This is a genomic window from Candidatus Poribacteria bacterium, assembly GCA_026706025.1.
Lineage (GTDB): Bacteria > Poribacteria > WGA-4E > WGA-4E > WGA-3G > WGA-3G.
Genome location: JAPOZO010000069.1, coordinates 22,655 through 44,232 on the forward strand (window position 1 = coordinate 22,655; position 21,578 = coordinate 44,232).

Genomic DNA, 21,578 nt, shown 5'->3' on the forward strand with positions numbered 1-21,578 from the left:
CTCTTGGCATCCGTAAAATCCTTTACAGGTGGTTCGGCGAGAGGGCTAGTCTCCCGAACCGCGGCACTGCCAAGCGTAGATTGTCAGTGCGGGTTTAATTATATCATAGATCATAATTGATTTGTCTGATATTTTAAACAAGCGTCGTAATTTTACTCGGTTTTCTTTGGAAAATCCTGTATCCTTACGAATGGACGTTGGAGACGGATGAACGGGGTAGGCCCTCTACCTCCCGTCTCCACCCAACTGGCAATTGTTGGGTATGCATCTGAAAATACAACGTCCAAACACCCCAATTTTTTTGATTTACTGATGAGGGGTATCTGTACTTTTCACAGTTGATTATTCCTTTTTTCGACTCACGCCCTTTCCCGGTAGATTCGGTTTGTAATCGCACGATATGTGTCAATTTAAGAAGAAACTGATCATAGCATCGTAGGTTGGGTTGAACGTACACCAACAAAACCCTGAAAAGCAATAGAAAAAAAGCGGTTTTCTCCATATATACTACATCCAACGCAGACTGAGTGAAACCCAACGCTTTTGCGGTTCCGAGATATTGACGGTATGAAGTTGGGTTTCGCTGCGTTCTTGCGTGCACACGACAGGGCGAACTTCAGGGTATTTGAAGCACTCACATCTCTGTCTTCAGCTCCGCTCTACCCAACCTACGGAAACCCTATATTTAGAGGGCGAGGAAACCACTTTAAAATTCCGCTAAAAAATGTGAATAAAAAGTAAACGGAATTGCTACTTTCTTTGCAAAACCTTTGCTGGTTTTTACAAAATGGATGTTGATTTTTACAAAACTTATGCGGGAATCGCCGTTTTTCTGCCCAATACTTAGTGAAATTGGCTTGGCACGAATCTTGCAACTTATTTTCCGATAATGGAAATACGGGTTGTAGAGGTTGAAGTCACAAGTGATGCGCCGTTGAACGATGCGTCCGACTTTTAGCGATATTGGTGCACGTTGTAAGCGCACCATAGGTGTCAATTTAGCGGGCCCCAGGCCCGGTAGGTTCGGTTTCTAACCGAAACGGATATTACCCAGGCCCGGTAGGTTCGGTTTCTAACCGAAACGGATATTACGCGAAAACCTTTAGATGCAGCTCTCGCGAAACAGCAGTTCCGCGAAACAAGAAACCGAGAATCCTATTAGGATAAATCCAATAATGAAAGAGAAATTAAAAAATGAAAACCGCTCCGACGCTTCACACAGAAAGACTGCTCCTACGCTCCTTTACGCTTCAGGACGCACCAGATGTGCAACGTTCCGCGGGTGACCCTGATGTTTCATCAACCTTAACTTCTGTGCCTTATCCTTATGAAGACGGCATGGCTGAAGAATGGATCCGTTTCTGTTACGACGCGTTTGAAAAAGGAAAAGGTGTGCACTTCGCAATTGCACGAATAACTGACAAGCGCTTCATCGGCACCATAGGACTTGAACAACTTGACCAAAAGCATGAGAAAGGCGAGCTCGGTTATTGGCTCGGAAAACCTTATTGGGGCCAGGGGTATGCCACCGAGGCGGCACGTGCTGTGGTTGCTTATGGTTTTGAAGTGCTGAAACTGAATCGCATCTATGCTTACTACTACACACGGAACCCTGCTTCGGCACGCGTCCTTGAGAAAATCGGGATGCACACTGAGGGGTGTCTCCGGCAACATGTTAAAAAAGATGGAAACTTTGAGGATGTCGTCGCATGCGGGATACTAAAATCGGACTTCGATTTCGGACAACCGCTCTAATCCCGTACGGCTTCATGCAAATCTCAGGAGTGAGATCAATGTTCATAAATTGGAGAAAAGGATTTTCCAGGCTCATGGGTGTTTTATGGATTCCACTGGGTACTATGCTCCTGTTTATGAAAGTTCCCGAGCGTGGGTGGAAGGAAGCGTTAATCGTGTTAGCATTATTTATCCTTTTTTATGCCCTCACTGTCTATGTTCTAAAAGGTTTTACGTGGCAAGATTGATACGAAAGTCGACCCAGTTTGCGATTTAACCGATTCCAAAAAGGAGAACTGAACAATGAAACGCAACAGATTTCTAACAACAACAATTTTCTGTCTCATAACGCACTTTCTAACGAAAAAGGAGAATTGGACAATGAAACGCAACAGATTTCTATCAACAACGATTTTCTGTCTCATAACGCTTTTGCTAATAGTCCAGGTTGCGAACGCTGAGACTATTATACCGCTTTTTGACAATAGATTAGATCCTCCGCCGTGGAGTATAATGATGGTACCTAATAGAGCAGGAGACCATATCAACAATATAAACGTAGATTTACTATACTTTTCAACAGGTAGAACACTCAGAGAATTAGCGTTCTTGGAAGAACCTACGCTGCCAGAAATAAACGGAAATCAGTGGGCAGTTGGGCCACTTGCCGCGTCACCTGGTGAGTTAGTAGGGGCCACCTCGGACATCACAACTAGCCTCTATAACATGGATTTTAGTGCCGATGCATTGGAATTCGGGAACACCAACAAAATCTTAAATGATCTCGGTTTTGCGGAAGAGGACGAGGATATAGATCACCATACGGTTTATGCGCGGATGAACATCAAAAATCATCACACTGAGGATATAGGTGCTAATTTACATGTAGTCGTACACGGTAATACCAGTGCTAAAGTCTGGCTAAATGATAGTGAGATTTTGAACTATATAGCCGCGACAGGTAATGACATTAGCGGTACGGCGGCGGGCATTACACTTGTGCCTGGTGATAATGATCTGTTGTTCAAAAGTAGTCACGCTTTAGGCGAATGGAATGTCTTACCTTTCTTACTGGTTGGTGATGATGGGTTGGCTGCTGAGATAGAACCTGTTGCTATACAGGGGGGTAGCACGACACAGACAGCGGAAGACACAGAAACACCGGCAGGAGGCGATATTGTCTTAAACGTCCGTAGGCCGGTTGCCTTACAGAGTGGCATAACTCTCAATGATACAAATAATAATGTGGTCAAGAAATGGACACTTGACGATCAATTCACGGATATCGCTGTGACGCAAAATGCAACCTATTTCGTCTGGAAACCAGATGTGCCCGAAGTTCTGCGAGGCATGAACGATATTCCGTATCAAAGCAACATCGCGTTGGATATAAGTCGCCACGACGACGACCGTGCCTTAGAAGGCATCGAAGATATTGATGAACTCGAGGCGGCAGGAAAACTTCCCTCAGAATATCCGTATTTTATAGTACCGCTCGCCGAAAACCCTATGAAGGAATATAAGGCGGCGGGAGAGATATTCACATGGTGGAAGGTGGCAAAAAATCTTGTTACAGAGCTAACAAAACAAGCAATAGAGGACGCGGTAGACTTTGTGATAGATCTAATTCCGCAACCGTGGAGTTTAGTCGTGGACGCAGTGATCTCGCGGAGCAAGGTATACTACTCCGTATTTGTGGATGCTCGTGATTTAATCGCCGAGGAAAATGTTGCCAAAAATGTGATTCTCGATGCATTAAAGGACCCGTCCGAAGTAATAGAAGATTATTCCGTTTTTGGTTTTGAGAGCAGTGATTCGGATCACAGAAAGCCACGGTATCTAGTCATGATCCCTGAAAAATTAGACGCAATAACGATACGGACGAAAACACATTACTTTACGCAGGATGTCGATGTAAGCCCCACGACACTCACAATCATGAAAAACGAAGGTGCTCGTGGATTCTTCAAGGGTAATCTGGATCTATTTTGGGATGCGGGTGAACGACATATAAGACTCCACCTACCGGACGATGCGGAAGTAGACGGTGAGGAAGTAGGAAAGAGTGTAGAGACGCTTTTTGAATACTGGAAATCCACCGGGACGCGCTGGTTTCAATGGCCAGGCGAATGGAATGCCAATGATGCGTCGCAGCTTGATAACTCTACGAAAGCAGATATAAAAACTCAGTTTACCTATTTCCTCACACTGTGGGATCAGCTCTTCTTTCCTATATCTCAGACAGAAATCAACAGTTTTACGACATGGGATCAGGAGAGCGAAGTCCACCCTATTCTTAAATTGGAATTACCGTATCTTAAATCGATACATGAAGGGGTTGAGGCGAATTATACACTTCAGCTTCGGTCGGCAGCCGCGGCAGCACCATACGCCCGCGATATGTCACTTGCCGATTATCCACCGTTCCAAGAACTCGCCCCCGAAGTCCAAGCGTTACTGCTGGATCACTTCGGAGACCAAAAACACCGGGAGCTCGATGCATCCGAACGGCACCCGCTCCCCGAAGAGACGGCACTGCTACCCAACTACCCGAACCCGTTCAATCCGGAGACGTGGATACCCTATCAGTTAGCACAGCCTGCGGATGTGGCACTAAAAATATACGACATCCAAGGGCACGTCGTGCGGGATTTGGATTTAGGGCATCAACGCGCAGGGATGTACCACAGTCAGGCGCGTGCCGCGTATTGGGACGGTAAGAATGCTGTCGGTGAACCCGTCGCAAGCGGCGTGTATTTCTATACCTTCACCGCAGGCGACTTCACCGCCACGCGGAAGATGTTAATACGAAAATAGTACCATAAGACCACAAGATTGCAAGAGAATTTTTGTCTTAACGACAAAGGAGTTTTTTATGAAGATTTTGATGAGACCCTTGATCGCTTCGCTGATTGTTTTCTTTTTCGCATCAACGATACACATAACCAGAAGTTTCGCCGCAGACGCACCGCAGTGGCACTTACCGGTCGGTGCGATTGCGCATCTGGGCGGAGAAGCAATAAATGATATCGCGTATTCTCCGGATGGAGAACTTCTTGCAGCGGCAAGTGCCAACGGTATTTGGCTCTACGATACCGTAACGCATCAAGAGGTCACGCGCCTCGTGGAACACACCGATTCGGTCGTTAGTATCTCCTTTAGTCCGGATGGTAAAATGTTGGCAAGTGGGGATTCGAGCGGGAACGTTTATCTATGGGATGTTGCGACTGGCACGCGCCTATGGAGCTGGCACGTGCACTCTGGGCGCGTAAGTATCTCGTTTCGTCCAGATGGTAAGAAGTTGGCAAGCGCGGGTCGCCATGAAATATTTCTATGGGATGTTGCGACTGGGCGCAATCATTCATTTGAGTATGATTGGTACGGTGGCTTCCAAAGTGTCCTGTTTAGTCCGGATGCTCGGATGCTTGCCGGCGGGGTTTCTAACGGGGAGGTGTACCTATGGGATGCTGCGACGGGCAGGATCCGACATACCTTTAAAGGACACACCGATTCGGTCTTAAGTGTTGCCTTTAATCCGAGTGGTCTGATTGTGGCAAGCGCGGGTTTGGACCAGACAGTGCGTCTATGGAATGTTATAACAGGTGAACTCCGACATACCCTTGAAGGACACACCTTTGATGTCAATCGTGTCTCGTTTCGTCCGGATGGTCGGATTCTGGCAAGCGCGGTGATCAGACAGTGCGTCTATGGAGTGTTATCACTGGCGAGCCCCTACGGACACTTCAGGCACACACCGGTTTCGTCAATAGTGTCTCTTTTAGTCCGGATGGTAAGACGTTGGCAAGCGCGGGTTCGGACGGGAAAATCCTTCTCTGGTCGGTCGGATGGCCCGCTGCCGATGTGAATCGCGATGACAAAGTCAACATTCAAGACTTGGTCATCGTCGCAGGCGCACTTGGACAAATCGGCGAAAACGAGGCGGATGTCAACGGTGATGGCATCGTCAACATTCAAGACCTCGTTGTCGTTGCAGGTGCATTCGGAGAAGTCGCAGCGGCACCTGCTGTCCTGCGGCAACAAGGCGCAGCGCACCTCACACAGGCAGAAGTGCAGCATTGGCTCACACAGGCACAACAAGCAAACCTCACAGATGCAACCTCCGTAAGAGGGATCCGTTTCTTGGAGCAGCTGCTCGCAGCTTTCACACCGAAAGAGACGGCACTGCTACCGAACTACCCGAATCCGTTCAACCCGGAGACGTGGATACCCTATCAGTTAGCAACGCCTGCGGATGTGACGCTAAAAATATACGACATCCAAGGGCGCGTCGTGCGGGATTTGGATTTAGGGCATCAGCGTGCGGGGATGTATCACACTCGGAGCCGTGCCGCGTATTGGGATGGAAAGAACGCTGTCGGTGAACCCGTCGCAAGCGGCATCTATTTCTATACATTGTCCACGGAGTCCACACGCGACTCCGTTACCGCCGGCGAATTCACCGCCACGCGGAAGATGCTAATACGAAAGTGACTTTCTCTATTGCCATAGGGGTAGGTCTTCGTGCCTGCCCCTGTTTCACCCCATATTTTTTCTCGTATTTGGAGGTTAGACAGACGGTTCAATAAAATATCTTACATCCAACTTTCTCTACAAAACCGATGCTAATTCCTACAAAACTTTTGTAAATTTTTACAAAAGTTATGCTGGAATCGTCGTCTTTCCACCTAATATTGGCAAAATTGGCCCGGCATGAATCTTGCTAAATAAATATTAAGAAGCAAATTTTAGGTTTTTCGGAAGGATGGAAGAAACAACGTGTCCACTATCTTCCAATCCTCCAACTTATCTGAAGAGAAAAAACATAAGACCTTATGATCGCCGGAAGGAGACCGATGAAAAAGGAGAATTTACGATGAAAACGAAAACAACATTGACGTTTTTTGTACTGTTCAGCTTTCTTTCCCTAAACGCTTTTGCTCAAGTCCGATTGAAAGAGACTCCAGAAGTCTTAAGACTTTCATTAAACCTTTTCGCATTAAGTCCAGATGGTGAAACATTGGCAGGTTCTAATTTCAAGGGAGATATACATTTGTGGGATACCGCTACCGGCTCAAAAAAAGATGTTTTCATAAGCGAGTTCCGCATAGGTGCCGGTGCCGTTCTTACTTTTAGTCCTGATGGCACACTACTTGCCAGTGGTTCTGAACAGAGTCGGGTAACTTTGTGGGATGTCGCTACCGGAAACGCAAAATTCGTACTCGAACATGTTGGAGCAAACACGATCTCAAGTATATCTTTCAGTCCAGATGGAACCACGTTGGTGAGTTGTGCTGCTGGAAGATGGGGAACATCTTCTGCGTTTATATATTTATGGGATGTTAAAACGGGAAAGAAGAAATCTGAAATCGAAGTACCTGATTTCCCTACGTGTAGTACATTTAGTCCAGATGGAACTACCTTGGCGATTGGGACTGCAGGATTTAGAGAAAAAGCCGTTAATTTATTTTTATGGGATATCCACGAAAACCTCGAAATAGCTAAACTCGAAATAGTTACACCTACGCCTCCTTGGGGTGTTGACTATCTAAAGTTCAGTCCAGATGGAACTGCTTTGGCAGCTGGCATTGGAGACAGCCTTCTAATAACGTTATGGGATGTTGTTACAAGAAAAGAAACAGGTCGTCTATTCGGGTATTATGGTCGGGCGTGGAATGCCCCTTTTGCGTTTAGCCCAGACGGTATGATACTGGCAGGTACTGGTGCTACTACTGGCACTAATGCTGTTGGTCATACTTTTGTTAATGTGGATGGACTTTATTTATGGAATGTTTTCAACGAGAAAAGTAAAAAAATCTCTGAACCCTCTATGTTTGCCGGGGTGAGTCCAGACGGCACATTCTATGCTGTTGAAGATCAAAGAGAGATAATAGATGGAGATTGGGTGGATAGTCAATACTTCCTATGGACTATATCGCCTGAAGGCGTTTCTATGGAAGTCACTGCCCACGGCAAGTTGACGACAAGTTGGGGGCAAATCAAGCAGGAACAATAGTCTGATACAGGACAGACACAATTCCTTTGCAAGGGGTTGGCACAACGAGTGAACGGAACACTTACACGTGGACAGATACCACCGCTACACCGAATACCGTCTACTATTATCGGATAGAAGATATATCGTATGCCGGTGCGCGTAAACAGTTAGCAACCGTCCGCTTGAGAGGATTGGTGTCGGCAACTGGTAAACTGCTAACAGGTTGGGCGGATCTGAAAAGGTAGACGAGTTTAATTATGAGATAACGCGAGTTGCCACCTTTTTATCCACATAGCACTCCGCATGAAGATTAAGAATTTAATCGGGTAATTCTCGGTTTTCTTGTCGGGCCCGGTGCGGTTAGGAAAACGCACCATAAGTGTCAATTTTAGAAAAACAACCCTCGTGGCCCCAGGACCGGTAGGTGCGGTTTCTAACCGCACCTACCAATGAAGTATAAAAATGAAAGGAGTTGGAAACAATGAAACGATTTTATAGACTTTTTGTTTTCTTGAGTGTTCTCAGCTGTTGGATGAACGGCGCCTCTGCGCAGGTCGTAAATATTCCGGATCCGGTTTTAGCGAGTGTTCTGCGAGATGCTTTGGATTTAGCACCTAACGCGCCAATCACGAAATCGAAGATGCAGACATTATACCGGCTAAACGTTTCTAATTGGGACATAAAAGATTTAACAGGTGACATACAGCAGAAGATAACAGATTTGACCGGTTTGGAGCATGCAACACAACTCAGTTGGTTGGTACTTCATGCTGCCCACCGCACTGAAGATCTGCGCCCGCTGTCAGGATTAGAGTATCTCACATACTTGGAACTTTCCTTCGGTAGTATTAGCGATCTACGTCCGCTATCAGGATTAACACGACTCACACACTTGGATCTCATAGGCAACGAGGTTCGCGATCTCGCCCCCGTCAAAGGATTCACACAACTGAAAGCCTTAGAGGTTCAGTATAACCCAATCAGCGATTTCAGTCCGCTGTCAGGATTAACGCAACTCGCCCAGTTAGAGGTATCTGTGACGAGCGTGGCGTTAATGGAGAATCTTCGCCGCAATGTAGATTTAACGCAATTGCGGCGTCTCAGTATTATCGGAGAAGGGAATCAGATTGGAGACCTTCGCCCTTTCGCAAATTTGACACAGTTAGATTACTTCGTCGTCTATAATGCTCAGATACGTGATCTTACACCCCTTGCAGGCTTAACAAACTTAACGTATTTGGGACTGGGTGTTAATCAGATACGTGATCTTACACCCCTTGCAGGCTTGACACAGTTGGAGTACTTGCATCTCAATGGTAATCAGATTGATAATGTCTCACCGCTGTCGGGTTTAACAAACCTACGGACTTTGGGGCTCCGGAACAATCAGATACGTGATATTACACCGATCAAAGACTTGGGGGCAACTTTATGGCTTGAGGGTAATCCAATCGGTGAGCCGTCTGAGGATGAACCGAATTTAGTGGAGGATGAACCGAATTTAGTGATTGAATCCCTTACGGTATCTCAATCGGATGGTAAAAGTAAAGATAAAGGCATCACCGTAAACCCCGGAGATAAGTTTAAACTCTATGTTTCCTTCAAAAATATGGGAGCTGCGACATCTGACCAAACACGGGTCCTGTACTATCGCGCCCCCAATTCCAATCCTGTTTCCAAAAAACTGATCCGAGAGGGCAACAAAGTATCACTATCTGGTAATGAAGCGGTTCAAATGGAACTAATGGTCACTGCACCCGACATCGAGGGTTTCTACTATTACAGTGCTTGCGTAGACAGTGTGTCGAATGAAATCCAGACCGCGGATAACTGCTCCTCTGAAGATGAAGCTGTCCTGGTCCATGTCAAAGCGGGCCTTCCGCGATGGTTAATAGAAAACGTAGCACACAGTGCAGACGGTTATACCTACTTTGTCGTGAATCCGCCTGCCAGTATAGCCCTGCCTCTTGAACGCTACTCATCCGAAACTCTAACGAAGCATTCGCTAAAAGATATTTCGGGCTCTGGAGCACTACGTCATGTCACAAAATGCTCTGTTACGCTGCATACCCCAGATAGCGGTTATTTTATGTTCCCCCTTGAATCACCGCAAGGAGAGAAAACGGGGGCAGAGGAGACAGCTGAAAAAGCTGAAAAAGCTCTAAAATTTGGTTTAAATGTAGTCGGTATGGTGCCTGATGGGTTAACCGAAAAAGGTGGATGGTTCGACAAATTGAAGAATGGGGTACTCAAACTTGCCAGCAAGGTGTTAGGTTTACTTAATATTGCCGGAGTTGTTATAGATTTAGTTATTGATTTTGTTGCCCCTGATGATCCTACAGCTCCTCCCACACTAACGGTAGAGCCGCCAAGCAATATTTTTGAAGCCTTGGGAAAATTAGCTTTTGAGAGCCTGTTAGGATTAGAAAATTACCAATACGAACCGTTTCTACCGCCTATGCTCTTTGTGATCAGAGAGGACTTATCAAGCATAGATATCACGGTGGTTCAAAATTACAACGTTGATGGTGTGTCGTCGCGTTATAAGTGGGAAGCAACATGGAATCTAAAAGATAATATCGGTGCAGCACCCAGTGCTCACCCGATGTCGCTTGCGGATTATCCACCATTTCAATCGTTCTCACCGGAAGTTCAGGAATATCTCCTCCAATACTTCGGTGAGTTTTCAAGCACCGCAGCTGGAAACTCTGAAGCGTGGCAGATGCCAGAAGAAACGTCGTTGTTACCAAACTATCCGAACCCGTTCAACCCAGAGACATGGATACCGTATCAACTATCAGAGCCCGCAGATGTGAAACTGACGATCTACGACATCCAAGGGCGCGTCGCGCGGGATTTGGATTTAGGGCATCAACGTGCGGGGATGTATCACAATCGGAGCCGCTCCGCGTATTGGGACGGCAGAAACGCTGTCGGTGAACCCGTCGCAAGCGGTATCTACTTCTATACGTTGACAGCAGGTGAATTTTCTGCGACGCGGAAACTCCTGATACGGAAGTAGGATATACTCTGTTCAGTCCAAAATTGCAAGTAACTCGGCTCGTAGTAGGGCAATTCATTGCCCGTTCTGACCGCTGGACGTGCGATAAATCGCACTACTACGAACGAATCCACCTACAACTTAAGGGTGGACAGACGAATAGCCGATTGAAAGCGCGCACTATAAGTTGGGCGGTTTCCGAACCGCCTAACCCATTACAAAAAGGAGTATTTTATCATGAGAACGACTTTAGTTTGGACACTGATATTATTTACATTATCACTTCTCATATTGTTACCGCACGTTGCTTTGGCACAGACCGAACAAGGTGAGAGACCTATCGTCCACCTCGTTTATCTGAGTGGCGGTAACCCACAGCCAAATATTGATGCGAAATTGGATACATTGATAAAGGACACACAGCAGTTCTTTGCAGACCAAATGGAAGCACACGGGTTCGAGAGAAAAACATTCTTGTATGAAACCGACGCGCATGGAAAAGCAGTCGTGCATCATGAGCCAAAAAACTTTCCGCGACCTCATTACCTACTCTTGTTGTATGAGAGCAATGAGTTGCTGTCGTTCGCCGGGTTACACACTTGTGGTGTCGCCTGGGTACCCGGAGACGCGATTGGTGGAAGCGCAAACATTCCGAGTCGTTGTTTTGATGTTTACACATTTGGGCATGAGCTCGGGCACCTTTTTGGATTGGGACACAATTTTCGCAATGATGGCTACCTGATGGCTTACGGAACACAAAACCAATTATCCTATAGTAGTGCAGAATGGTTGGACGTCCATCCGGCTTTTAACACCGGTGGATACTTCACCAATAGGAACACAACGATTAAAATGCTGCCCCCCAGCCTTGTATCCCCCAGCAATGCGATCCGCCTCCGCTTTGAAGTAACCGATCCGGAGGGTCTGCATCAAGCACAATTAACATCAAGGGCAATTAATAGATTCCCTAGATTTCCTGCACTGATCGATTATGAGGGATTAAATGGAAGCACAGACAGCACACTTGAATTTATCATCCCAGATCCGACAATTTTCACTGGAAATGCGTTTGACGTAAACCTTGATGTTATTGATATGCAGGGAAACATTTTCCTGGGTTCTACGTATGCTACGTATCGGGTTAACACGACTCTTCTGTTGCCACCCTCCGAGGTTCCGTCAAGTTTGGACTCACATTCGGAAGTACACGTGCAACATAGAATTGGTCAGATACGTCCGCAGTACACAACATGGAATTTACCCGAAGGTGCCATAGCGCGTCTGGGTAAAGGTGGCATTAATCAAGTCGCGTATTCACCGGACGGTAGACGTTTGGCAGTTGCGAATTCTGCCGGTATTTTGCTCTATGATACACAAACTTATCAAGAAGTCTCTTTTTTCACTGACACTGGCCACGGGACCGTGGGCTATAGTGTCTCGTTTAGTCCGGATGGGAAGACCCTCGCAAGCGCGGACTATAACTCCATCAGTCTATGGCATGTTGAGACGGGACAACGCCTTCGGACCCTCACCGTGCCTGACCTAATAGCCACTTATGTCGCTTTTAGTCCGGGTGGGAAGACCCTCGCAAGCATCGGAAGTGATATCTATCTGTGGGATGTAGACACTGGAAATCTCCTCCATACCCTCGTGCTGAAGGACATGGTTCATTTGAATCTTATCCAAGGTGCTGTGCCTGCTCATGTTGTATTTAGTCCGGATGGGCAGACACTTGCAAGTACAAGTATTGGCAAGATTCTCCAGTTATGGGATGTTGAAACAGGGGATCTCCTTCACACGCTTGAACATGAAAGTTATTTTACGGATGTCGCCTTCAGCCCGGATGGAAAGACGATCGCAAGCGCGATTGCAGGTCGGCATAGTGATATCTTATATTTTTGGGATGTTGAAACCGGACAACGCCTCCGCCCCTTCACCGAACATGGATATGATATCAACAGTATCGCCTTCAGCCCGGATGGAAAGACACTCGCCATTGGAAGCCGTTATACTATACGTGGAAATGATGGTGGGGATCTCACTTTATGGGATCTTGACACCGGAACGCTCCTTCACACACTTGTCGGGCATAGTTATTATATCCTGGATGTTGCCTTCAGTCCGGATGGACAGACGCTCACAAGCGCGAGTGGAGAGGGCACCTTACGTTTTTGGAATGTTGAGACCGGACAACTCCTCCACACCTTAGACGACCATACAAATAATATCAATGATGTCGCCTTCAGCCCGGATGGACAGATGTTAGCAACCGCGAGTGGAGACAGCGACGGTCACGCCGGCACTGCCCCCACCATCCGTTTATGGGATCTTAGTACACGCAGCATCCTCTATACGATGACAGGCCATCCTTTTCATTCTGTCGCTTTCAGTCCGGATGGACAGATGTTAGCAAGTGGCAGTCACGACGGGGCTATCGGTTTATGGGACGTCAACACAGGCAGACTGCTCCGCACTCTCACAGGACATGCCCACACTGTCGCCAAAACATTGTTTTCTCCGGACGGACAGATACTCGCAAGTGGCAGTCACGACGGGGCTATCGGTTTATGGGACATCAACACAGGCAGACTGCTCCGCGCACTCCAACATACGCTTCCTGTAGTTGATATAAGTTTTAACCGTGATGGGTCGATGCTCGCAAGCCTGAGTTCTCAAACCCACTCCAACGTTGACAACATCATTTTATGGGATGTTGACACGGGCAACCGTCTGGATCCTGCCATGGGTATAGGTTCGTCCTTTCAGATGGACCTCAGTCCCGATGGCAAAACACTCGCTGCCTCCGGATTCTCTCGAATTCACTTGTGGGATGTTGAGACGCGCAGCATCCGCCACACCTTCAGGGACAGGGAGCTGACCTTCATGGATGTAGCCTTTAGTCCCGATGGCAAAACACTCGCTGCCCTGGTATCTCCTGACCCGTTCAAGGGAGGGTTGCCTTACATCCAGTTCTGGGATGTTGAGACGCGCAGCAGCCTCCGCACACTCACAGGACATAACTTCGGTCACGGATTTCACGGGGGTGCGTCCATTGCTTTCAGTCCGGATGGACAGACGCTTGCCAGCGCAAGTCGTGATAACACCGTCCTGCTGTGGGACCTTGCTCCCACGCCACCAGAACCAGCGCGCGTCACGGCAGATGTCAATGGGGATGGTGAAGTCAACATCCAAGACCTCGTCGCCGTCGCCGCAGCAATCGGAGAAACTGACGAAAATGATGCCGATGTTAATGGGGATGGTGAAGTCAACATCCAAGACCTCGTCGCCGTCGCTGCAGCATTGGGTGAAGTCGCAGCGGCACCTGCTGCCCTGCGGCAAGAAGGCGCATCGCACCTAACACAAGAAGACGTGCAGCACTGGATCACTCAAGCACGGCAGTTAAATTTGACAGATGCGAGGACACAACTGGGCATTCTCTTCTTGGAGCAGCTGCTATCTGCAATGATACCGAAAGAGACGGCACTTTTGCCGAACTACCCGAACCCGTTCAACCCAGAGACGTGGATTCCGTATCAATTGGCAACCCCTGCGGATGTGAAACTGACGATATACGACATCCAAGGACGCGTCGTGCGAGATTTGGACTTAGGACATCAGCGTGCTGGGATGTATCAGAGCAAAAGCCGTGCGGCGTATTGGGATGGTAAGAATGCTGTCGGTGAACCCGTCGCAAGCGGTGTCTATTTCTATACGCTCACCGCTGGCGATTTCACTGCCACGCGGAAACTCCTGATACGGAAATAGGATAGCCGATTGAAAGCGCGCACGATAGGTTGGGCGGTTTCCGAACCGCCTAACCCATGCCAAAAAGGAGTATTTTATCATGAAAACGACTTGGGTTTGGACACTGATACTGTTCGCATTTTCACTTTTCATATTATTACCGCACACCGCTGCGGTAGATACAACGAAATGGGGGCTACCCGAAGGTGCGAAACTCCGTATCGGCAAGGGCTATATTTATGGCATGGCCTATTCTGCTGATGGTACAAAGTTAGCCGTCCGGAGCAGTGTCGGTGTTCGGCTTTACGACGCGGAGACAGGTGAAGCACTTGACCTACTCACCCCGGATGAGCAGGTGCCCAGTAGCGTAGCGTTCAGCCCAAATGCCTCCATTCTTGCATTGGGGATTGGGCGAGAAATCCGTCTACTGGATGTCGAGACGGGTAGCCTTCTGCGAACCCTCACTGGGCATACGGAGCAGGTTGATGATAGCATAGCGTTCAGTCCCGATGGAACCACGCTTGCATCGGGAAGTTATGATAGGACGATCCGTGTGTGGGATGTGAACACAGGCAAAGAACTTGCCCAGCTCAGCGGGTATATCCCTCTGGTCCCTAGCATCCATGGCGGCCGGTTAGCGTTCAGTGCCGATGGAGTTATGATCGCATCGGGAATTGGTCATGGAACCATCCGTGTGTGGGATGCCGAGACGGGGAGCCTGCTGCGAACCCTCACTGGGCATACAAGCGCGGTTGGGAGCGTAGCGTTCAGTCCCCATGGAACCACTCTTGCCTCGGGGAGTTATGATGATACTGTCCGTGTATGGGATGCCGAGACGGGGAGCCTGCTGCGAACCCTCACTGGGCACATGAGTTCGGTCACGGGCGTAGCGTTTAGTCCCGATGGCAATATCATCGCATCCGCGAGTGATAATGCTGCTGTTCGTCTATGGGATGCTGAGACGGGGGAAGTCGTCTGGCCGCCATACCCCACAGGGGGTTATGTGAACTTTTTCAACGTTCCTGAAGGGTATGCGTATGGTGTAACGTTCAGTCCGGATGGAGGGACGCTCGCAATCCGAGGGTGGTACAGCACTATCCATCTGTGGGATTTGGATACGGGGAGTCTGGTAACCAGTTCCACCGATATCTCTGGTGGGCGTTTCATCAGAATCATACCGGATGCGGATAGTAGCCCGCGAACGCTCATAGACCATAGCCCACTGGGGGGGGAAAAAATAGTATTCAGTCCGGATGGAACCCTTCTGGCAGAATTGGGGACAAAAAAAATAATATTCAGTCCGGATGGAACCCTTCTGGAAGAATCAGGAGCGGGGAGAGGAACGGTCGTTCTGCGAGACGCTAAGACCGGTAACTACCTACGAAGCTTTACACCACCCACCAATGTCGAGGCCATAGCATTCAGTCCGGATGGAACTCTTCTGGCATTAGGGAGTAGAGGTGCTGGTACCCTCTATCTGTGGGACCTAAGAACAGATGAACTGCAAGTCTTAGGAAAACATGAACATTACATCAATAGCGTAGCATTCAGTCCGGACGGAACTCTGATCGCTTCAGCGGGTTATCATGATCACTCCGTCCATCTGTGGGATGTGGAGACAGGAAGCCTCCGGCACACCCTCAGAGTGGATTACCTTCTAGGCTCTGAGAGCGTAGCGTTCAGTCCAGATAGCACTATGATCGCTTTGACGGATGGTAAAGATGCCGTTCTGTGGGATGTGAAGACGGGCCAATCTCTAAGAAGATTCACGGGGCATAGTCATTTTGTTAAGAGTGTTGCGTTCAGGCCGGATGGCAACACACTCGCTACAGGAAGTGTAGATAGTACCGCCCGTGTATGGGATGTACAAACAGGAAAAGAACTTGCTCTGCTCACAGGCACAGGAAATACGTGGGCTGGATTCGGCGTATTGGTAGCGTTCAGTCCGGATGGCGACTTTCTCGCTACGGGAGGGGAACACGATGATAGCGTCCATCTGTGGTATGTCGGGATGTGGAATAAGTTCAAAACTTTCAAAGGTGCGGGGCACGTCAGAGATATAGCATTCAGTCCGGATGGTAGCACCCTCGCTACGATCAGAGATGCGGATTCCGTTATTATTTTCTGGGAGGTTGTACCTACACCGACTCCGGATGCTGATGAGTTCCCTCAATTATCAGCGGATGTTAACGGTGATGGTGAAGTCAATATCCAAGACCTTGTCGCCGTCGCTGCAGCATTAGGTGAAGTCGGTGAAAACGCTGCGGATGTCAATGGCGATGGTGAAGTCAACATACAAGACCTCGTCGCCGTCGCTGCAGCAATCGGAGAAGTCGCAGCGGCACCTGCTGTTCTGCGTCAACAAGGCGCAGCGCACCTCACACAGGAAGACGTGCAGCACTGGATTACACAGGCACAGCAGGCAAACCTCACGGATGCAACTTCTGTCCGAGGGATCCGCTTCCTGGCGCAGCTACTCGCAGCATTCACGCCAAAAGAGACGGCATTGTTAGCAAACTATCCGAACCCATTCAACCCAGAGACGTGGATTCCGTATCAATTGGCAACCCCTGCGGATGTGACACTAACAATATACGACATCCAAGGACGCGTCGTGCGAGATTTGGATTTAGGGCATCAACGCGCGGGGATGTATCAGAGCAAAAGCCGTGCGGCGTATTGGGATGGCAGGAACGCACAAGGTGAGTCGGTCGTAAGTGGCGTGTATTTCTACACCCTCACCGCAGGCGAATTTACTGCGACGCGTAAGATGTTGATAGCGAAGTAATATTTTCTATAGTTAAGCAAGTTTCAATATTAAATTTGCACATTTCCGATCAATGTCGGGCGGGGAAACCCTGGGGGAAACACCCAAGCAAAAACACCCTACGGGGTTTGTGCCTGCGGAAAAACCGAAAAATTGATACTCTATTATTTAATATTGCTTAATGAGGTTTAACAAATAAATTGGATAGTCGCAGCTACGCAACGTGCGATGAATCGCACTACTACGAACCGATCCACTTGTTAATCATACGTCTTAGAATTACCCGATTAAATTCTTAATCTTCATATACTATACTAACGTGAGTTTGATAAATATTTAGGGCGGAAGCATTCGTCTTAAAGTCCCCCTGATAAGGGGGATTTAGGGGGTTAAATCCCTAAAAATTACCTCTTTTGGGGTGAATATATTGCTTTTTTGCTTAATTTGCGTCCGCTTCGGTTTCTAATACCTTTTTTCAAACTGGCGTTATACTAAACTTTGGACAATTTTTGAGAATTCCTATGGGATTTATGTGATTACAAGATAACCTCCATGTCCGCTGAAGCGTTTGTGAGAATGCTTCCTCCAAGTTCTGAACCGTGATTGATCGGATTTATATGATTTACGAGATAAAGACAACGCAATACCTAAAGCGTTTATCACAACGAATACCTCTTTTATCATAGTAATCAGAAAAATCAGAAAAATCACAGTTCAAACACCAAGCAATATCTGAACTCTGATTGATGGGAATTTAAATGCCACTCAAACTGTCCAAACTTTAGTATACTATAGTAGATTTTGAAAGGACTTGCACACTCTTTCAGACGGGCGAGGGGACCTCACCCCTACGGTTTGCCTTCTGTAGAGCGATTTGTGTAAGTCCTATTATTAAGGAGAGAAACCGATGAGAAAATTGATCTGTTCATTGCTAACACTCAGTTTAACACTATCCGTTTTCGCAGCAAGTTACGCCGAAGAAGAGACGGATATTGACATCTTGAGGGCAGCTGATGTCAATGCTGATGGAACGATAAACATCCTTGATCTGGTACAGATTGCCGCGGACTTGGGCGCGACATCCACCGCAGATCAGCCTCTGAACTCAGATGTCAACGCGGATGGTACTGTCAATATTCTTGACTTGGTGTTTGTCGCGAACCATCTTGGTGAAACTGTCAGGCCGCCTGCGGTGTTCGTCAGTGCGGACCCAGAACCTGAATCGGAGCTGGAGATTGACGATACAATCGTCCTCACTTTCGATAATACGCCAGAAGCCTTTACCACCAGCACGGGAGTCGCAACGGTCGTTGATAACACAGTGACACTATCAGGTCCTTTTGACCCAGGGACGCTTGTCCTGGTCGTCACTTGGGCAGATGGCACACAAACACTCCGGTATACCGTTCGCGAACCTGATACTGAGCCGCCTCAGATTACGAATGTAATCGCCATGGATAGCGACGGCAACATTGAGCCGCAACCGACGCAAAACACGACACGGTTTGAAATTACGTTCAACGAACCGGTAATTGGTCAGGCTATACTCTTCACAGCAGCGGGGACTAATGTCGGTTGGTCGAGTGAAATTGAGGGCAATAAAGGGATCGTTGAACGCCGCTACGCGAAAGCACTGGAGAGTGGGTTTACCTATATTATTGAGGTGTATGCCATCGACACTGCGGGTAATGAGATCGGTTACACGATTACGTTCCCACCTGTCGATGAGCCCCCAGAGATCCCCATTCTCGTCGACGATGAGACATTCGATACAGTTGTCCTCGAATCGGAACTCCCTGTCGTGGTTGAGTTTTATGCGGAATGGTGACCCTTCTGCCGTATGATGGAGCCAGTTGTCTCCGAAGTCGGATTAGAGAACCAAGACACCTTCACGATTGCCAGGATCGACATTGATGAAAGTAATGAAATACCACAAAGGTATCAAATCCGAGCCACCCCAACTTATATCGTATTTCGAGATGGAGAGGTTATCGGACGTTTCACAGGAGCTATGCCGAAAGATAGGTTCCTGGAGAATATTCTTAATGCTATAGACAATTGATGGAAACGGTTCTCTTTTTTCAAAAGTGGTTTACTTGAGAAAATCCTCTATATTGTCAATCCCAGTTAGGCTACCGAGTTTGCCGTTATACTCCCAACCACCATCTTGGGCTTTGAGAGTCTTAATCCGAGCGATAACGGCATCTCTGTAGCCCTTTGACAACCTAATAACCTTATGGAACTGGTCGTTCTTGAGACCGAACTGCTCGCGGATATCTTTCCACGCGATGGGTCTGGAACCCGCTGCGTTTATACGCATTTCCGCGATCTGTACCGCAAGTGTGTTACGTTCTTCCTCGGTTGTCTCCCTAACATAGTGCTCTGCTATTGAAGACCTAGGCTTCGCCGCTGCATCTTCGTTATCCACTGTATTGTCATCTTCAACCGCATCTGTGGATAGCTCAGATTGTGTTCGGAAATCCTTGAGAGCATCCCCGAAAGCACCGAGCATGTCTATTTCATCTTCCGTGAAATCGTAATCTGGATCGTCTTGGTCTTTGATTAGTCCCGTAGGTGTTTTTGCTTGGGGTCTTTGATAGGGGTCTTTGATAGGGTGTTTCTGCGTATTTCTGCGGATTTCCGTTAGGTTGAATGGTGTTAAGAAAGTAGATGTTGGTCTGCCAATACCCCTAAATCCAACTTGTCGTCATATACATCCAAAAACGTAGTGAAACCCAACTTGAAACCCTCAGGTGCCCGGAAACCGACAAAGCGTTGGGTTTCTCTCGGTTTTCGGTTTGGCGTGCCCCCTCTGGTGTAGGTTGAGTCTTGTATTAGTTTTCAGCGTTTTGGGGTATCCGTTCAACCCAACCTACGGGACTGTGATTTCTCTGATTGCTATGATTCCCATGATAAGAGAACCCATCACAAGCAACTGAAAACTGAAAACCGAGTCCTGACGACTCAGCAGTTCCGTAGGAACGCCATCTCTGTAGAAACTTCAACACCACAATCAGCATCTTATTTTCCATCAGAGATCTTATCACAAAAATCAGAAAAATCACAGAAATCACAGTTCAGGCTTAATAGGACGAGAATGGCACGAAAAATCCCTAAATTGACACCTATGGTGCGGTTAGGAGAGAAACACCCCAGCAAAAACACCGCACCTACCGGATTTAGGGTAAAAATTAGAGAAAAATTTGATGCCTCTATTTCCGACGTAAAACGGACACCCGAATCTGCTCCCACTTCCGTTTCGACCGATGCGTTGCGACTCGTCTCTTAAAGCAGGCATCCTCCCTAAAACCAGCCGCCGTAATGATTGCCTCCAGATTCTCAATCGCCTTCGGACCGGAAGCGTCTGCATACCCCAACACAACAGCACCATCAGGTTTCAGGAAATTTGAGACGTGTGCAAAAAACCGTTTCACTGTTTGCTGTTTTTCATCGTGAATAGCAAGTTCAGCGCGGTTGCGTACACGGGCGACAACCCACGGGGCATTGAAGATAATCACATCAAACTGATAGGAAGCAAAAGGATCAAACAGATCACCGACAGGCATAACCGCTATAGCGTCTGAATTTGGGAGGAGGCGTTGGATGTTCAACTTCGTCGTCGCGATTGCTTCTGGGAGCAGGTCGGATGCATACACTTCAGTCTGCTTACCTAATTCCTGTCGTGCTAACAGGGTCAAACACCCACTGCCACACCCGATGTCAGCAACTTTATTAGTAGGGGCGTGTGAACGGATATACTGTAGTGCCTCCTGAAAGCATTCAACCGTCTCTTGTGAACGCGGCGCGAGAACGTTTTCGGAAGCAACGAGCGAGACATCAAGTGCCCGGATAGGGTAGGTCTCCGCGAGCGCGTCTTGAATCTGTTGAATTTTTATGAGCGGCAGGAGAAAAGGTTTGCCTTCATTCACTTCTGCTGGCTCACCGGCAAACTCCAATAGATAAGGAAGGGCGGGCGTAGGTTCAACTTGTAAGATTCCGTCAGCATCTGCCCAACACATGAGTCGCGCTAAGGCTTCTTTCAGCGCGCCACTCGCAGATCTCTGATGCGAATCTCTCCGATTCCGTCGTTTAGTGTTACGATCAGGTTGCTGGATCAAATCCTGTTTGTGGCGTTGGATATAGTCCATAACAGTGGTAATTTGTTCCCACTGTCCCTCCACGACCGCAACGCCACCGTGCCGAATGTGTGTGAAAATCCGGTTGAGATGTCTCAATTCCTGATGCGCGAACAACTTGACGCGTGCGCGCGCGAAAACCGCATCCCGACATTCAACAGGGACATAGAGCTCACCAATGTTACTAACGGCGTAGAAAGT

Annotated in this window: 13 protein-coding genes and 2 pseudogenes; 12 read left to right on the forward strand and 3 right to left on the reverse strand. The window is 47.9% G+C overall.

Annotated features, from left to right (window positions below; all coding sequences use genetic code 11):
* Positions 1–1,194: 1,194 nt before the first annotated feature.
* From OXH00_17730 to OXH00_17785, 12 genes and pseudogenes are all read left to right on the forward strand, one after another.
* Positions 1,195–1,755, forward strand: a complete 561-nt coding sequence (locus tag OXH00_17730; GenBank protein ID MCY3742860.1) for a GNAT family N-acetyltransferase — start codon at positions 1,195–1,197, stop codon at positions 1,753–1,755.
* Between the two features lie 360 nt (positions 1,756–2,115).
* Positions 2,116–4,551 (forward strand): T9SS type A sorting domain-containing protein, encoded by a 2,436-nt coding sequence (locus OXH00_17735; GenBank protein MCY3742861.1) that lies wholly within the window; start codon positions 2,116–2,118, stop codon positions 4,549–4,551.
* Positions 4,552–4,621: 70 nt separating this feature from the next.
* Positions 4,622–5,410 (forward strand): annotated as a pseudogene (locus OXH00_17740) (WD40 repeat domain-containing protein).
* A gap of 23 nt (positions 5,411–5,433) precedes the next feature.
* A pseudogene (locus OXH00_17745) lies at positions 5,434–5,520 on the forward strand (WD40 repeat domain-containing protein).
* A gap of 12 nt (positions 5,521–5,532) precedes the next feature.
* Entirely contained in the window at positions 5,533–6,225 is a 693-nt protein-coding gene (locus OXH00_17750) for a T9SS type A sorting domain-containing protein (protein ID MCY3742862.1), read from the forward strand.
* Between the two features lie 382 nt (positions 6,226–6,607).
* The gene (locus OXH00_17755) at positions 6,608–7,747 is read left to right on the forward strand and encodes a hypothetical protein (protein ID MCY3742863.1); all 1,140 of its coding nucleotides are present in this window, start codon (positions 6,608–6,610) and stop codon (positions 7,745–7,747) included.
* 26 nt (positions 7,748–7,773) lie between these two features.
* Positions 7,774–7,974, forward strand: a complete 201-nt coding sequence (locus OXH00_17760) for a hypothetical protein (protein ID MCY3742864.1) — start codon at positions 7,774–7,776, stop codon at positions 7,972–7,974.
* Between the two features lie 236 nt (positions 7,975–8,210).
* Positions 8,211–10,751 (forward strand): leucine-rich repeat domain-containing protein, encoded by a 2,541-nt coding sequence (locus OXH00_17765; GenBank protein ID MCY3742865.1) that lies wholly within the window; start codon positions 8,211–8,213, stop codon positions 10,749–10,751.
* Between the two features lie 216 nt (positions 10,752–10,967).
* Positions 10,968–14,495, forward strand: a complete 3,528-nt coding sequence (locus OXH00_17770; protein ID MCY3742866.1) for a T9SS type A sorting domain-containing protein — start codon at positions 10,968–10,970, stop codon at positions 14,493–14,495.
* 79 nt (positions 14,496–14,574) lie between these two features.
* Entirely contained in the window at positions 14,575–17,262 is a 2,688-nt protein-coding gene (locus OXH00_17775; GenBank protein ID MCY3742867.1) for a T9SS type A sorting domain-containing protein, read from the forward strand.
* 886 nt (positions 17,263–18,148) lie between these two features.
* On the forward strand, positions 18,149–19,069 hold the full coding sequence (locus tag OXH00_17780; protein MCY3742868.1) for a dockerin type I domain-containing protein: 921 nt from the start codon (positions 18,149–18,151) through the stop codon (positions 19,067–19,069).
* Between the two features lie 12 nt (positions 19,070–19,081).
* Complete coding sequence (locus OXH00_17785; protein MCY3742869.1) at positions 19,082–19,303, forward strand: thioredoxin family protein; 222 nt, start codon at positions 19,082–19,084, stop codon at positions 19,301–19,303.
* 30 nt (positions 19,304–19,333) lie between these two features.
* On the opposite strand, the gene OXH00_17790 is transcribed toward OXH00_17785, so the two are convergent.
* From OXH00_17790 to OXH00_17800, 3 genes are all read right to left on the reverse strand, one after another.
* Positions 19,334–19,753 carry a hypothetical protein gene (locus tag OXH00_17790; protein ID MCY3742870.1) on the reverse strand — a complete coding sequence of 140 codons (420 nt, stop codon included), beginning with the start codon at positions 19,751–19,753 and terminating at the stop codon, positions 19,334–19,336.
* 322 nt (positions 19,754–20,075) lie between these two features.
* Positions 20,076–20,273 carry a hypothetical protein gene (locus OXH00_17795; GenBank protein ID MCY3742871.1) on the reverse strand — a complete coding sequence of 66 codons (198 nt, stop codon included), beginning with the start codon at positions 20,271–20,273 and terminating at the stop codon, positions 20,076–20,078.
* 180 nt (positions 20,274–20,453) lie between these two features.
* A partial coding sequence (locus OXH00_17800; protein MCY3742872.1) for a class I SAM-dependent methyltransferase occupies positions 20,454–21,578 on the reverse strand: 1,125 nt, incomplete at its 5' end.